This is a genomic window from Propionibacterium sp. (assembly GCF_047719395.1).
GTDB lineage: Bacteria > Actinomycetota > Actinomycetes > Propionibacteriales > Propionibacteriaceae > Propionibacterium.
The window spans coordinates 1-13081 of record NZ_JBDNTB010000069.1 but is presented as its reverse complement, the minus strand read 5'-3'; the positions used below and the strand labels follow the sequence as shown (position 1 = coordinate 13081).

General features: G+C 65.9%; 12 protein-coding genes and 1 pseudogene. 9 read left to right on the top strand and 4 right to left on the bottom strand.

What is annotated here, in order from left to right:
- Nucleotides 1-72: 72 nt before the first annotated feature.
- The 3 genes from ABF648_RS10910 to ABF648_RS10900 form a co-directional block, all read right to left on the bottom strand.
- Nucleotides 73-423, bottom strand: a complete 351-nt coding sequence (locus tag ABF648_RS10910) for a HesB/IscA family protein (protein WP_415632292.1) — start codon at nucleotides 421-423, stop codon at nucleotides 73-75.
- 148 nt (nucleotides 424-571) lie between these two features.
- A complete protein-coding gene (gene pspAA / locus ABF648_RS10905; RefSeq protein WP_415632291.1) occupies nucleotides 572-862 on the bottom strand; it encodes a PspA-associated protein PspAA in 291 nt (96 codons plus the stop codon).
- Complete coding sequence (locus ABF648_RS10900) at nucleotides 859-1674, bottom strand: PspA/IM30 family protein (RefSeq protein WP_415632290.1); 816 nt, start codon at nucleotides 1672-1674, stop codon at nucleotides 859-861. The genes pspAA and ABF648_RS10900 overlap by 4 nt, the downstream gene beginning before the upstream one ends.
- A 245-nt stretch (nucleotides 1675-1919) precedes the next feature.
- On the opposite strand from ABF648_RS10900, the gene ABF648_RS10895 reads away from it, so the two are divergent.
- Complete coding sequence (locus ABF648_RS10895) at nucleotides 1920-2531, top strand: DUF3043 domain-containing protein (RefSeq protein WP_415632289.1); 612 nt, start codon at nucleotides 1920-1922, stop codon at nucleotides 2529-2531.
- Nucleotides 2531-2749, top strand: coding sequence for a hypothetical protein (locus ABF648_RS10890; protein ID WP_415632288.1), 219 nt, complete (start codon nucleotides 2531-2533; stop codon nucleotides 2747-2749). Before ABF648_RS10895 ends, ABF648_RS10890 begins: the two co-directional genes overlap by 1 nt.
- A 151-nt stretch (nucleotides 2750-2900) precedes the next feature.
- Here ABF648_RS10890 and gcvT read toward each other — a convergent pair whose 3' ends face one another.
- Nucleotides 2901-4094, bottom strand: a complete 1194-nt coding sequence (gene gcvT, locus ABF648_RS10885; protein WP_415632287.1) for a glycine cleavage system aminomethyltransferase GcvT — start codon at nucleotides 4092-4094, stop codon at nucleotides 2901-2903.
- A 272-nt stretch (nucleotides 4095-4366) separates the two neighbouring features.
- Between gcvT and sucB the strand changes: the two genes are divergently transcribed.
- The 7 genes and pseudogenes from sucB to ABF648_RS10850 form a co-directional block, all read left to right on the top strand.
- Entirely contained in the window at nucleotides 4367-6160 is a 1794-nt protein-coding gene (sucB, locus tag ABF648_RS10880; protein ID WP_415632286.1) for a 2-oxoglutarate dehydrogenase, E2 component, dihydrolipoamide succinyltransferase, read from the top strand.
- A gap of 180 nt (nucleotides 6161-6340) precedes the next feature.
- Nucleotides 6341-7102 carry a DUF4191 domain-containing protein gene (locus ABF648_RS10875; protein ID WP_415632285.1) on the top strand — a complete coding sequence of 254 codons (762 nt, stop codon included), beginning with the start codon at nucleotides 6341-6343 and terminating at the stop codon, nucleotides 7100-7102.
- A gap of 299 nt (nucleotides 7103-7401) precedes the next feature.
- Nucleotides 7402-9186 (top strand): ABC-F family ATP-binding cassette domain-containing protein, encoded by a 1785-nt coding sequence (locus ABF648_RS10870; RefSeq protein WP_415632284.1) that lies wholly within the window; start codon nucleotides 7402-7404, stop codon nucleotides 9184-9186.
- Nucleotides 9187-9239: 53 nt separating this feature from the next.
- Nucleotides 9240-9377, top strand: coding sequence for a hypothetical protein (locus tag ABF648_RS10865; protein ID WP_415632283.1), 138 nt, complete (start codon nucleotides 9240-9242; stop codon nucleotides 9375-9377).
- Between the two features lie 314 nt (nucleotides 9378-9691).
- The gene (glnA, locus tag ABF648_RS10860; protein ID WP_415632282.1) at nucleotides 9692-11116 is read left to right on the top strand and encodes a type I glutamate--ammonia ligase; all 1425 of its coding nucleotides are present in this window, start codon (nucleotides 9692-9694) and stop codon (nucleotides 11114-11116) included.
- 154 nt (nucleotides 11117-11270) lie between these two features.
- Complete coding sequence (locus ABF648_RS10855; protein ID WP_415632281.1) at nucleotides 11271-11795, top strand: hypothetical protein; 525 nt, start codon at nucleotides 11271-11273, stop codon at nucleotides 11793-11795.
- Nucleotides 11796-11804: 9 nt separating this feature from the next.
- Nucleotides 11805-13081, top strand: a pseudogene (locus ABF648_RS10850) (hypothetical protein); the annotation flags it as partial.

Below are 13081 nucleotides of genomic sequence, written 5' to 3'. Positions count from 1 at the left end.
CCCCCCCCCCCCCCCCCCCCCCCCCCCCCCCCCCCCCCCCCCCCCCCCATCCGTTGAGGACTTGATTGACGATCAGTGGAACGAATCACCGCAGGCGCAGGTGCTCTCGGCATTGGGGTTGTCAATGCTGAAACCCTGCTTCTCGATGGTGTCGACGTAGTCGATCGTGGCGCCACCCAGGTAGGGCGCACTCAGCTGGTCGACAAGCAGATCGACACCCTCATAGGAGTCCACGAAATCGTTGTCGGCGCGTGAGTCGTCGAACCACAGGCGGTAACGCAGCCCCGAACAACCCCCGGGCTGCACCTCGATACGCAGCGCCAGGTCATCGCGCCCCTCCGCGCTCAGCAGGCTCCGCGCTTTCGCCGCGGCGGCGTCGGTGAGGGTGACGCCGGTGGTGGATTCCTTCAGAGCTTCTGACATCTTGATTCCCTTCGTACGGGGTACGGCCGGCATCGAGCAGGACGCCAAGAACCGCAACAACACAGCACGGCAGCGTTATTCCCGCCGGCCTGCACACCAGTGTCCGCGGCGACCTGCACGGGACAAGGCAATGCACCCCTCAGCGAAATCAGCCGGGAATCAGGCCTTCGGTACGCCCGGCATCGTCCAGGAGCTCGACGACCTCGTCGAGGGTGGCATCGGGACCGGGCAAAATGAGCTCCGAGGCGCTCAACTCGTCATCGGCCATCGCACGGCCCACGGTACTCACCCGGCCGAACAGCTCGCTGAGGCAGGCAGCCAGAGCCGCTTGATCTCTGGCGGCGACAGCATCGGCGAGCTTTTCGTCGATGGCATTGAGGGAGTTGATCTCCTCATCGGGGACGTCCCACTGTCCCTGCTCCAGGACGCGCACGATCATGGCTGCTGGCCTTCCTGTGTGGCTGTGCCGTTGCCCTCCCCCAGCTGGGGAAGCTGCTTCTCGGGTGCGGGGCTGACGGCCGGGGGGGTTGTGGTTGCCGGCCCGGCGGAGATGCCGAGCTGATTCTTCATGTTTGCCAGTTCGTTCTCCACGGATGCCGTGGAAGCCATCTGGTCGAGCTCGCGGGTGATGTCGTCCTTGTAGGTACCCGTCGGATCATCCAACGCGCCGGAGGCGAGCAGTTCGTCGACGGCACCGGCCCGGGCCTGCATCTGCTGGGTCTTGTCCTCTGCGCGCTCGATGGCGCGTCCGACATCGCCCATCTCCTCGGACAGTCCGGAGAAGGCATCGTTGACCCGGGTCTGCGCCTCCGCCGCCGAGTACTGGGCCTTGATGGTCTCCTTCCTGGTGCGGAAGGCGTCCACCTTGGCCTGCAGCCGCTGGCTGGCGCGGACCAGCTTCTCCTCCTCCTCGGCCAGCGCAGCGTGCTGGGTGTTGAGGTCGTCGAGCTGGCCCTGCACACCCGATTTGCGGGTGAGTGCCTCGCGTGCCAGGTCCTCGCGTCCAGCGGCCAGCGAGCGCTGCGCCGCGACGGTCAGCTTGTCCATCTCCTGGATCAGCTGATTTGCCTGCAATTCCACACGTTTGCGGCTGGTGGCCACGTCCGCGACACCGCGGCGGACTTTCTGAAGCAGGTCGAGCTGCTTCTGGTAGGAGTAGTCGAGAGTTTCCCGCGGGTCCTCGTACTTGTCCAGGGTCTTGTTTGCCTTGGACTTGAAGATGAGGGACAACCGCTCGAAGATGCCTGCCATAGCCGCGTCGGTCCTTCCGATGTTTTGCCTTAACCACGATGTGCGCTGCCCGTGTTGTGCACTGCCCACGATGCATGGATCACCACGTGTCAGCCATGTCAAGAGTATGGCCTCGCGGGAGTTCCGGGACAGTTCCGGCTCGCCGGATGACGGCGAGAGCGATGCAACCGAACAGGGCCGACCCTGCACATGCCTAGAATTGCAGAAGATCTGTCATCCCAGAGCAGTCATGAAGGAGTGCCCCCGTGGGACTGTTGCGTGCACGCAAGCCGCTGGACGAGGACGGCGCCGAGGTGGACGCCAAGGCCTCGGCGAAGCCGGACAAGGCCACCAACACGTCGCCGGGAACAGCCTCGGTGGCAGCGCCGGTCAGGGGCAAGGGCGCCCCGACTCCTAAGCGCAAGGATGCCGAGCAGGCACGCATGCAGCGGCTGCACCCGGTGCTCACGAAGAAGGAAGCCCGCTCCAGGGACCGCGAGTTGCGCCTGAAGCGACGCAACCAGGTGGTGCAGGCCACCGAGACCCGTCCGGAGCGGATGTTGCTGCGCAACAACGTGGACGCGCACTGGTCGGTCTGCGAGTTCACCTGGCCGGCCATCATCATCCTGCTGGCGGTGTCACTCGGCGCGCGGTACATCCCCTCGGCCACCTATGCCGGCTCGATCGCCATCTGGGTCTTCTTCGGGATCTGCGCCCTCGACATCTGGCATCGCTGGCGCGACTTCAAGAAGGAAGCCACCGAACGGATCCCCGGCTTCAACTCCAAGGGCCTTCTCACCTACATGGCCTCGCGGATGATCACCATGCGCCGCTTCCGCAGGCCAGGAGCGGTCATCGCCCGCGGGGAGACCTACTGATGCCGTTCACCTGGACGGGCCTGGCAGCCCCTGACAGCCCATTGAGCGATGACGAGCTGACAGCACTCGGGCTCGGTACTGACTTCGACAGCCAACCCGAGGCCGAGGCCTGGCTCAGCAGCGCCTACCTCGATCTCAGCGACGCCGGCGTGGCCTCCGTCAGCCTGTTCCAGGACGGCAACCTGGTCTATGGGCCGATGAGCCTCGAGGAGATGTGACAAGGGCACACGATCGTTCCTTGCGGCCCGCCTCCGGTTGGTGGGGGCAATCGAGCTGAGGGGGTGATCTGAGCCGTGATTCCCCCACACCACCGCCCTCACAGACGCGTTGCCGACGAGGACCGGGACCCGTACCGCGAGCGGACGACTTTCAGCGCACCCTGCTCGGGACGAATGGCGGCCTGACCACCTCGAAGTCCTCCACCCTGCGGCGCACCACCACCCCGACGTGCTGCCCGGGAGTCACCGAAGGGTCCAGCAGCGCCAGGCCGATGCCGGTGCGCAGGGTCGGGCCGAAGGTGCCGGAGGTCACCTGGCCGACCGTCGTGGATGTGGCATCGCCGCCTGCCACCACGCAGTCCATGCCGGGTCTGGGAATCCCCCGGCCGGTGGCTTTCAGGCCCCGCAGCCGACGAGCGGACTTGTCGACCCGGATCTTGCGCAAGGCCTGGTCACCGCGGAAATGAGCCTTGTCCCAGCCGACCGCCCAGCTGAGGCCCGCACTCACCGGATCGATTTCCGCGGAGATGTCCTGCCCGTGCAGCGGGTATCCCATCTCGGTGCGCAGGGTGTCCCGGGCGGCCAGGCCGCACGGCCGGGCACCGAACTGTTCACCTGTTTCGAGCAATGCCCTCCACACGGCCTCCGCACGCTCAGCCGGCATGACCAGCTCGACGCCCCGCTCCCCCGTGTACCCGCTGCGGCACAGCGTCAGGGCAGTACCGCCCAGTGTCGCCCCGGTGAAAGACATGTAACCGAGATCGTCCACCGGATTTCCCAACGCGCTCAGCAACTCGTCACTGCGCGGCCCCTGCACCGCGATGATGGCGAACTGCCCATGCGCATTGCGCACCTCAACCGGCTCTGGCGCCCCATCGGCCAGGATCGACGCGACCGTTGCGCAGTTGGCGGCATTCGGCACCAGCAGGATGTCCTCGCCGCTGCGCCGACAGGCGATGAGATCGTCGACCACACCACCCCGCTCGTTGCACAGCAGCTGGTATTGTGCCTTGCCCGCTGAGATGGCCGCCAGATCCCCGGCGAGCACCGTGTTGAGATAGTCCGCCGCTCCGGGTCCGGTGACCTCGATGGTGCCCAGATGGGAGACATCGAAGATGCCCAGCTTCTCTCGCACGGCGGTGTGCTCGGCGAGCACACCACCGGCCTCAGGCCCCCTGGTGACCTGGGAGTTCCCGGCGCCGCCGCGCAGGACCGGAACGGAATAGTCCAGTGGCATCAGCCAGCCGCCGAACTCCGCGAACTTGGCGCCGAGCCGCAGATGGCAGGAGTGCAGAGGCGAACGCCTCAGCTCGCCGTTTCCCGGACGATCCTGAGCAGTCGTCATGATTCTCCTCGCAGGCGCTCGGCTGGTTCGGTTCTGCAACTCATCGTCATCCGGCTCATTCCGGAGAACCGGTTTCGCCGTTCGGTCCGACGATGCCATGACTCCGCATCGTCCTGTCCAGAAACACCCGAATTTCGCTGCTGGCGACCTGAGCAGGGCGAACCGTTGGGCTCAGGGCTCCGCAGCTGTGGGTGCTGGGCGTTAGGCTGGCAGCGTGCGCCGGAATGACCCGGATGCGCGGAAAACCTGTGGTGAAGGAGTCCTGTAGAACCATGTCGACCGAAGTCACACTCCCCACACTGGGCGAAAGCGTCAATGAGGCCACTGTCTCCCGATGGCTGAAGGAGGTCGGCGACCACGTCGAGGCCGACGAGGCCCTGCTGGAGGTGAGCACCGACAAGGTCGACACCGAGATCCCCGCCCCCGTGGCCGGCGTGTTGACCGAGATCAGGGTCGGTGAGGACGAAACCGCCGACATCGGGCAGGTGCTCGGCATCATCGGTGAAGCCTCCGATGCCGGGGCGAGCGGCGGCCAAGAACCCACTCCCACCCCCGCCGGGGAGCACGTGCAGCCCGAAGAGCCCGCCGAGCCCGAGGAGTCGGCCCCGGCTGTGGTGCCTTCCACCGAGGCCGAGGAGCCGGCAGAGAAGAAGCCCGCCCGGGAGAAGCCCGCCGAAGCCACCACCAGCGGTTCCGGCACCGAGGTGACACTTCCGAGCCTCGGCGAGAGCGTCAACGAGGCGACGGTCTCCCGATGGTTGAAGGAGGTCGGCGACCACGTCGAGGCCGACGAGGCCCTGCTGGAGGTGAGCACCGACAAGGTCGACACCGAGATCCCCGCCCCCGTGGCCGGCGTGTTGACCGAGATCAGGGTCGGCGAGGACGAAACCGCCGACATCGGGCAGGTGCTCGGCATCATCGGCCAGGCAGGCGCCGAGGCCGCCGCACCGGCGCCCGACAAGCCCGCCCCGCAATCAGCGCCTGAGAAGCCCGCCGAGTCTGCTCCAGCACCCGAGCCCAGGGCCGACGCCCCGAAGTCGGCCGAAGCACCGGCCCCTGCTGCGCCGAAGCCCTCAGCCGCGAGCGTGCTCGCCCCACGTGCCACCTCGGAGGCCTTCGACGGCTATGTCACGCCGCTGGTGCGCCGTCTCGCCGCCTCCGAGGGCATCGACTTGTCCACCGTCAAGGGCACCGGAGTGGGTGGGCGTATCCGCAAGCAGGACGTCCTCGACGCCGCGGCAGCCACGAAGAAGGCCGCAGAGGAGGCGGCTGCCGCCGCCGCGAAGCCCAAGAAGCCCTCGACGTCAGCTGCATCTTCCCCAGAGGCCTCGAAACGCGGCACCACCGAGAAGATGTCGAAGCTGCGCTCCATCGTGGCCACCCGGATGACCGAGTCGTTGCACGTCTCGGCGCAGTTGACCGCCACCGTGGAGATCGACATGTCGGCCGTGTCCAGGGTTCGGGCTGCTGCCAAGGATGACTTCCGTAGGACCACAGGTGCCGGTCTCACCTACCTCGCGTTCATCACGAAGGCCGCCACCGAGGCACTTCGCCAGTACCCGAAGGTCAACGGCACCATCGACCAGGATGCGGGCACCATCACCTATCACGCCTCCGAGGAGGTGGGCATCGCAGTCGACACTCCCCGCGGCCTCATGGTGCCGGTCATCAAGGGCGCCGGAGACCTCAACGTCGGCGGCATCGCCAAGCGCATCGCCGACCTGGCAGCCCGTTCCCGCGACGGCAAGATCGGCCCCGATGAACTGACCGGGGCCACCTTCACGATCACCAACTACGGGTCGACAGGAACGCTGTTCGACACGCCCATCATCAACCAGCCCAATGTCGCCATCCTCGGCACCGGCGCCATGGTCAAGCGCCCGGTCGTCATCACGGACGCGCATGGCGAGGACACGATCGCGATCCGCCCGATGATGTACCTCTCGATGACCTACGACCATCGCCTGGTCGACGGTGCCGACGCCAGCCGCTTCCTGTCCGCGGTGAAAACCCGGTTGGAAGAAGGCGATTTCGGCGGGGAGTTCGGACTGAGCGAGCAGGCCTGATTCCAAACTCCTGAAAGCCCTCCGGGGGTGTCATCACAGTGGTGGCGCCCCTTCGGGCTGCCGGCCGGCACGAGGAGTCCAGTGCCGTCGCGACCAGGTCGACCTCCACAGCCATGCACTAGACTTGACAGGCGTTGGGGACGCCGCGATCCCCTCTTCCCGAGGCACGGAGACTGATCAATGGCGAGCGAACGGGCCAAGGAACTGGCCAAGAAGCAGAAGGCCGAGGCCAAGGCACTCAAGGCCGCCAAGAAGAATTCGGATGATCCTGCCGACTGGGGCACGATCAAGCAACTTCGCGAGACCTACAAGATCACCGCCGAGTACAACCCCAGGACTCCCCTTCTGCTCGGCGTGCCGTGGGCCGCCTGCATCGTGGTGGGCGTGGTCATCGGGCTGGTCTTCGGCTCCCTCGTCGTGTGGATCCTGCTCGGCGTGGTGGGCGGCTTCACCCTGGCACTGTGGGTTCTGCAGCGCGAGGCCAAGAAGGCGTCCTTCTCGCGGGTAAAGGGCCAGCCGGGCAGCGCCGAGCTCGCGCTCCGGATGCTCGACAAGAAGAAGTGGCACTACACCTCGGCGGTCGCGGTGGACAGGCAGCAGAACTGCGTGCACAGGGCGATCGGGCCCGGTGGGTTGATCCTCATCGGGGACGGAAAGACAGCGCAGAATCTGCTCCGCAATGAGGCCCGCCGCCACCAGCAGGTGCTCTACGGCGTCGATGTGCAAACAGTCATGGTCGGCAAGGGCGAGGGCAAGGTGCCAGTTGAAGATCTCACCGCACATCTGAAGAAGCTGCCGAAGACCTTGAACTCCGAGCAGATCGAGGAGATCGAGTACCGCCTCAAGGCGCTCGACAAGCTGCACTCCCGGGTTCCGATTCCCAAGGGCCCGATGCCGACCGGAGGCCACCAGCGGGTTTCACGGCGCGCCATGCGTGGCTGATCAACGCTTCCTCGATCAACAGCGCTCGACCGGCGCTGCTCATCGCCCATGGCTCGGGTCCTGCCGAGCGGGATCCGTGCCGTGCCGGTGCCGGTCCGAAGATCAGGAGCTGGGCACCGAGGTGAGCGGTGCTCCCGCATCTGCGCACGCGATTGTCGAGGAAGGCTTCGGCATTGGGCAGGACGAGACGGGGCGCCGGGCCCCGGCCCGGACGCCGAGTACTGGTGCCGGGTACTGGGCGATGAGCCGGTGAACACGATCGCACCGACACGGCCGCCTCACCTAGGCTGGACGACGACATGCCAAATCTGATCAGCGCCGATGGCCTGCACTTGGACTACCCCACCACCACTGTCTTCGATTCGGTCTCCCTCGGAGTGAACGAGGGCGACCGAATCGGCATCGTCGGGCGCAACGGCGACGGCAAGTCGAGCCTGCTGGAGCTGCTCACCCAGCGTCGCGAGCCCGATGCCGGGCAGGTCACCGTCCGGCGCGGAACCAGGCTCGGGGTGCTGGACCAACGCGACGACCTCCATGACGAGGACACCGTGATCCAGGCGGTCGTCGGAGATGTGCCGGACCATGTCTGGGCCGCTGATCCCAAGGTTCGTGACGTGGTCAACGGGCTGCTCGGCGATTTCGATCGGCAGGCCCTGGTCGGTGCGCTGTCGGGCGGCCAACGCCGGCGCGTTGCCCTGGCAAAGGTGCTGGCGCAGCAGGCTGACGTGATCGCCCTCGACGAGCCCACCAATCACCTGGATCTCGAGGCCATCACCTGGCTGGCAGGTCACCTCAAACAACGCTGGACACCGGGCTCCGGGGCCCTGCTGGTGGTCACCCACGATCGTTGGTTCCTCGACGAGGTGAGCGAGACCACCTGGGAAGTGCACGACCAGATCGTCGAGCCCTTCGATGGTGGCTATGCCGCCTACATCATGCAGCGAGTCGAGCGCGACAGGCAGGCGGCTGCCCACGAGGAGCGAAGGCAGAACCTCGCTCGCAAGGAACTCGCCTGGCTGGGCCGCGGCGCACCGGCCCGCTCCTCCAAGCCGAAATTCCATGTGGAGGCAGCGAAAGCCCTGATCGCCGACGAGCCGCCGGTGCGCGATTCCGTGTCGCTGCAGTCACTGGCCATCTCGCGGCTGGGCAAGCAGGTGGTCGATCTGCTCGGCGTCTCGGTGAGCTACGGCGATCATGAGGTGCTGCACGATGTGCAATGGCTCATCGCGCCGGGTGAGCGCACCGGCATTCTGGGCGTGAACGGCGCCGGCAAGTCGACACTCCTCAGCCTGATCAACGGGACTTTGAAGCCGACATCCGGAAGGGTGCGCCGTGGTGCCACCGTCAAGGTGGCCACGCTCACCCAGCAGATGACCGAGCTCACCGAATTCCAGGACGAGCCCGTACAGGAGATGCTGGCCGGCCTGCACGCCAGCTACACAGTGGGCACCGGGTCGAAAGCACAGGAACTCACCCCGGCCCAGTTCCTGGAGCAGATGGGCTTCGCATCCGGTCAGCTGGACATCCCCGTCAAGGATCTCTCCGGCGGCCAGCAACGCCGCCTCCAATTGCTGCTGGTGCTGCTCGGCCAGCCGAATGTGCTGATCCTCGACGAGCCTACAAATGATCTCGACACCGACATGCTCACCGCTTTGGAGGATCTGCTGGACTCCTGGGCCGGCACGCTCATCGTCGTCTCGCACGATCGCTATTTCCTGGAGCGCGTCACCGACCAGCAGTACAGCATCCTGGACGGCCGCCTTCGTCACCTGCCCAATGGCGTCTACGAATACCTGGCGCTCCGCCACCAGCAGCAGGAGAACGCCCAAGTCTCGCGCCCAGCTGGCCTGCCGAAGGCCGAATCCACGTCAGCCAACGACAGGGCTGCCCGCAAGGAACTGGCCGCCATCGAGCGGAAGCTGAAGAAACTGGCCACCAAGATCGACGCCCAGCAGGTCGCCATGGCCGAGCACGACCAGAGCGACTATCAGGGCATTGCCGAACAGGCGGCCACTCTCAAGGCACTCCAAACCGAGAACGAGCAGTTGGAGGACCAATGGCTGGTGCTTTCCGAGAACTTGTGATCCCTGCGTGGCCTGTTCCTGGGCTTGTCCCCGCAGAACGCAACGGGCGCACAGTGACATGTGGAGCGACGGACCACCATGTCAGTCATGTCATCGCCGATGCTCTCGTCCACGCCCGGGAGGCACAGGCTGACGATGCGGCCGGCGGCCACGTGGACCACATCCACGCCGACCACGACGGCGAGCACTGATTCGTCACCACGCGCACGACACCATCCAGGGAGCACGGGCATCCGGTCCCGTGCTCCCTGATGTTTTTCTGAATCCCCCTCAACAGCCCCGCACCATCGCGCCCACCGGCAATCTCGACAACGCCACTAGCCCGGCCAAGGTAGGGCGGATTTCCGATCGCTCAGCAAGCGCGCCGAGACCACCGCACTCAGGTTCACGTAACACGGCTGAAACATGGCCGGAACATTCATGGTCTGCGCGCCCAATAGTGTGACGGCATCACAGTGAAGTGGGCTGTTCCTGCCCGCTCATGTCCAGATCGTGGAGGAATTATATGTTTTCTGGCCCCGATGACTTGTTGAAGTTCGTGAAGGATGAGGGCATCCAGTTCATCGATGTCCGCTTCTGCGACCTGCCGGGCGTTCAGCAGCACTTCGCCGTGCCGGCTGAGGCCTTTGACGCCGACACCTTCGAGGACGGCGTCCCGTTCGACGGCTCCTCGGTGCGTGGCTTCCAGGCGATCAACGAGTCCGACATGAAGCTCATCCCGGATCCGTCCAGCGCCTACGTGGACCCCTTCCGCAAGGCCAAGACACTCGTGATCATCCACTCCGTGGTGGACCCGATCACCAACGAGCCCTACTCCCGCGACCCCCGCCAGGTAGCTGCCAAGGCTCAGGCATACCTCAAGTCCACCGGAATCGCGGACACCGCATACTTCGGCGCCGAGGCGGAGTTCTACGTCTTCGACGACGTGCGCTACAGCACCGAGCCGCACGAGAGCTTCTACTCGGTCGATTCCGTCGAGGCCGTGTGGAACACGGGCCGCGAAGAAGAGGGCGGCAATCTCGGGTACAAGACCCGTATCAAGGGTGGCTATTTCCCCGTCGCTCCCACCGACAAGGCGGGTGACCTGCGCGATGACATCATGCTCAAGCTGGAGGCCTCCGGTCTGACCGGTGAGCGTGCGCACCACGAGGTCGGCGGCGCCGGTCAGCAGGAGATCAACTACGGCTTCAACACCCTGCAGGCCGCAGGTGACGATCTACTCAAGTTCAAGTACATCGTCAAGGGCGAGGCGCAGAACTACGGCAAGTCCGCCACCTTCATGCCGAAGCCCATATTCGGCGACAACGGCTCGGGCATGCACTGCCACCAGTCGCTGTGGAAGGGTGGCGAAACCCTGATGTACGACGAGAACGGCTATGCCGGTCTGTCGGATCTGGCCCGCTGGTACATCGGCGGTCTCATCAAGCACGCCTCCTCCGTCATCGCTTTCACGAACCCGACGGTGAACTCCTACCGTCGCCTGATCAAGGGCTTCGAGGCTCCGGTCAACCTGGTGTACTCCCAGCGCAACCGTTCGGCTGCCATCCGTATCCCCATCACCGCGGGCGGCCGCAAGGCCAAGCGCCTCGAGTTCCGCGTCCCGGATCCGTCGGGCAATCCGTACATGACCTTCTCGGCCCAGCTGATGGCCGGTCTCGATGGCATCAACAACCGCATCGAGCCCCCGGAGCCCACCGACAAGGACCTCTACGAGCTGCCTCCTGAGGAGCTCAAGTCCATCAAGAACGTGCCGGACTCCCTGGAGGAGGCCCTCGCCGCGCTCGAAGAGGACCACGACTTCCTCACAGTCGGTGATGTCTTCACACAGGACCTCATCGACACCTGGATCTCCCTCAAGCGCGAGCAGGAGCTGAACGTCATCCGTCAGCGCCCGACTCCCAGCGAGTTCGAGCTGTACTACGACATCTGATCCGAAGCAGTTCAGTTCCTGTCAGTAGTTGCTGAAACGGCCTCGGCCCGCATGAACGTCTGTGAGCGTTCTGGGGGCCGAGGCCGTTCTCGGCTTTTCGGAGGTGCACCGCGGGGAAGGCGATCACCCACGCTACTGCGGCATACTGGGGCCCATGCATGCCTCCACCCGTCTCGCAGCAGCCGGTTCGGCACTGCTGATCGGAATGGCGGTGACGCTGACGGGATGCTCGGGCCTGAGCTCTCCGGTGGCATCGGGGAACCCCGGCAGCGATGCAACGCCGAGCATGACAGAAACTCCCAAGCTGGCCTCCAGGGCGCAGCTTCCTGCAAGTTTCGATGGCTGGGCCCCCACATCCTCCCCCACTGCGATGCCCACTGATATCGACAATTCGCGCAGCCGTATGCAGACGGCAGTCTTCCTCGATGGCACAGGCAAGCAGTCCCGCATCGTCACGCTGCTCGTGAGCTCGGACAAGGGTTATGTGCAGTCCCAGCGCAAGGCCCTGGATGGCGGGCAAGCTCTCGGTCAGTCCTTCTGCGGCACCCCCACCGGGGTTCCCAATGCCACCAGCTGCATCATCGTCCTGGATGGTGGTCTGCTGCAGACCACCGAGACAGGGCAGGACGCCTCGGCGCTGGCTGAATTCACCAACGGCATCTACGCATCCTTCGAATAGGCGGTCGCCATGTCACGCGCGGAATCCGATGGTCCTCTGACACTGGCGGCTGATCACGGGCCTGACAATCCCAGTGGAGCCCACGGCACCGGAATCATCCCCGGCCCGGTGCTACGTTACGAATTCGGCGCACCGGGCGGAACAGCGCTGCTGGATCACGACCTGTCCGTGCCGCCCGATTCCTGCCTGGCCATCGCCCTGTTTCCTGCCCTGCAGTTCAGCAAGCCCGGGACCCACGAAACAGATCCTGTCCCCGACTTCGACTCCTGCCTTGTCGCGGTGCGGATACGCGTGGCCGGGCGGGCGCTCCCCCTCACCGACCAGTACGCCCAGGTCTCCGCCACCGACTCGTACGGCTGGCTGTGGGCTGACCAGTGGAATTGGCTCGAATTCGATCTCGGGGAGCTGGCCGGGCAGACGATCGAGTCCGTGGAACTGGTCGCACCGGGAGACCACCGAGGTCACGGTTGGTTGCAGCTGGCAGGCGTCCGTTCCAAACCACACGAACCGGATGATGTGGTGGCCCGCGCCACCATGATGCGGGGTACCCACTCCGAGCACGGGTTCTCCCGGGGCAACACCTATCCGATGGTCTTCCGGCCGGGCGGCCAGCACGCACTCGCCCCGATGACCGATGCCCGCAACATGGGTTGGCCTTACTCCTGGAATGGCCGCGGGCCGCTGCCGCGCATGCAGGGGCTCGGCTTCGTGCACGCACCCAGCCCGTGGATCGGTGATCGCAACAATGCCCAGTTCATGCCCTGGATCGGACGTGCGGAGATCGATCCGGGCCGCAGGGAACTGCTGTTCCGCCACGTGGAGGAGACGGCACGTCCCGACCTGTACCGGGTGCACATGGTGGATGTCGATCAGCATCCTGGCAGCGTCGAGGCGTCCATGACCGCCACCGAGCACTGCGGGGTGCTGCGCTTCGACTTCGAGACCCAGGAACGCTGCGGGGTGATCGTGGACCAGCCCTGTGGTGGGCACACCGCGATCAGCCCGCTGCCGGACGGCCGGGCGGCAATCATCATGACGATCGATGCGCGGCTCGGTTTCGACGATCCGGACAATCCGATGCCGGGCGCCTTCGTCTATGCAGAGACTCTGCAGCCGGTACAGGCGCTGCGCGCGGCGGATGCACCGGCTGGCCTGCGCTCGCTGCACCTGGGCCGGGGGGGGGGGGGGGGGGCCCCCCCGGGGGGGGGGGGGGGGGCGGGGGGGGGGGGGGGCCCCCCCCGCGGGGGGGGGGGGGGGGGGGGGGCGGGGGGCGGGGGGGGCGGGCG

Excerpts from the sequence above, each read along its gene's own strand:
- ABF648_RS10910 (WP_415632292.1), bottom strand. The coding sequence starts at position 423 with ATGTCAGAAGCTCTGAAGGAATCCACCACCGGCGTCACCCTCACCGAC.
- pspAA (WP_415632291.1), bottom strand. The coding sequence starts at position 862 with ATGATCGTGCGCGTCCTGGAGCAGGGACAGTGGGACGTCCCCGATGAG.
- ABF648_RS10900 (WP_415632290.1), bottom strand. The coding sequence starts at position 1,674 with ATGGCAGGCATCTTCGAGCGGTTGTCCCTCATCTTCAAGTCCAAGGCA.
- ABF648_RS10890 (WP_415632288.1), top strand. The coding sequence starts at position 2,531 with ATGCCGTTCACCTGGACGGGCCTGGCAGCCCCTGACAGCCCATTGAGC.
- gcvT (WP_415632287.1), bottom strand. The coding sequence starts at position 4,094 with ATGACGACTGCTCAGGATCGTCCGGGAAACGGCGAGCTGAGGCGTTCG.
- sucB (WP_415632286.1), top strand. The coding sequence starts at position 4,367 with ATGTCGACCGAAGTCACACTCCCCACACTGGGCGAAAGCGTCAATGAG.
- ABF648_RS10875 (WP_415632285.1), top strand. The coding sequence starts at position 6,341 with ATGGCGAGCGAACGGGCCAAGGAACTGGCCAAGAAGCAGAAGGCCGAG.
- ABF648_RS10870 (WP_415632284.1), top strand. The coding sequence starts at position 7,402 with ATGCCAAATCTGATCAGCGCCGATGGCCTGCACTTGGACTACCCCACC.
- glnA (WP_415632282.1), top strand. The coding sequence starts at position 9,692 with ATGTTTTCTGGCCCCGATGACTTGTTGAAGTTCGTGAAGGATGAGGGC.
- ABF648_RS10855 (WP_415632281.1), top strand. The coding sequence starts at position 11,271 with ATGCATGCCTCCACCCGTCTCGCAGCAGCCGGTTCGGCACTGCTGATC.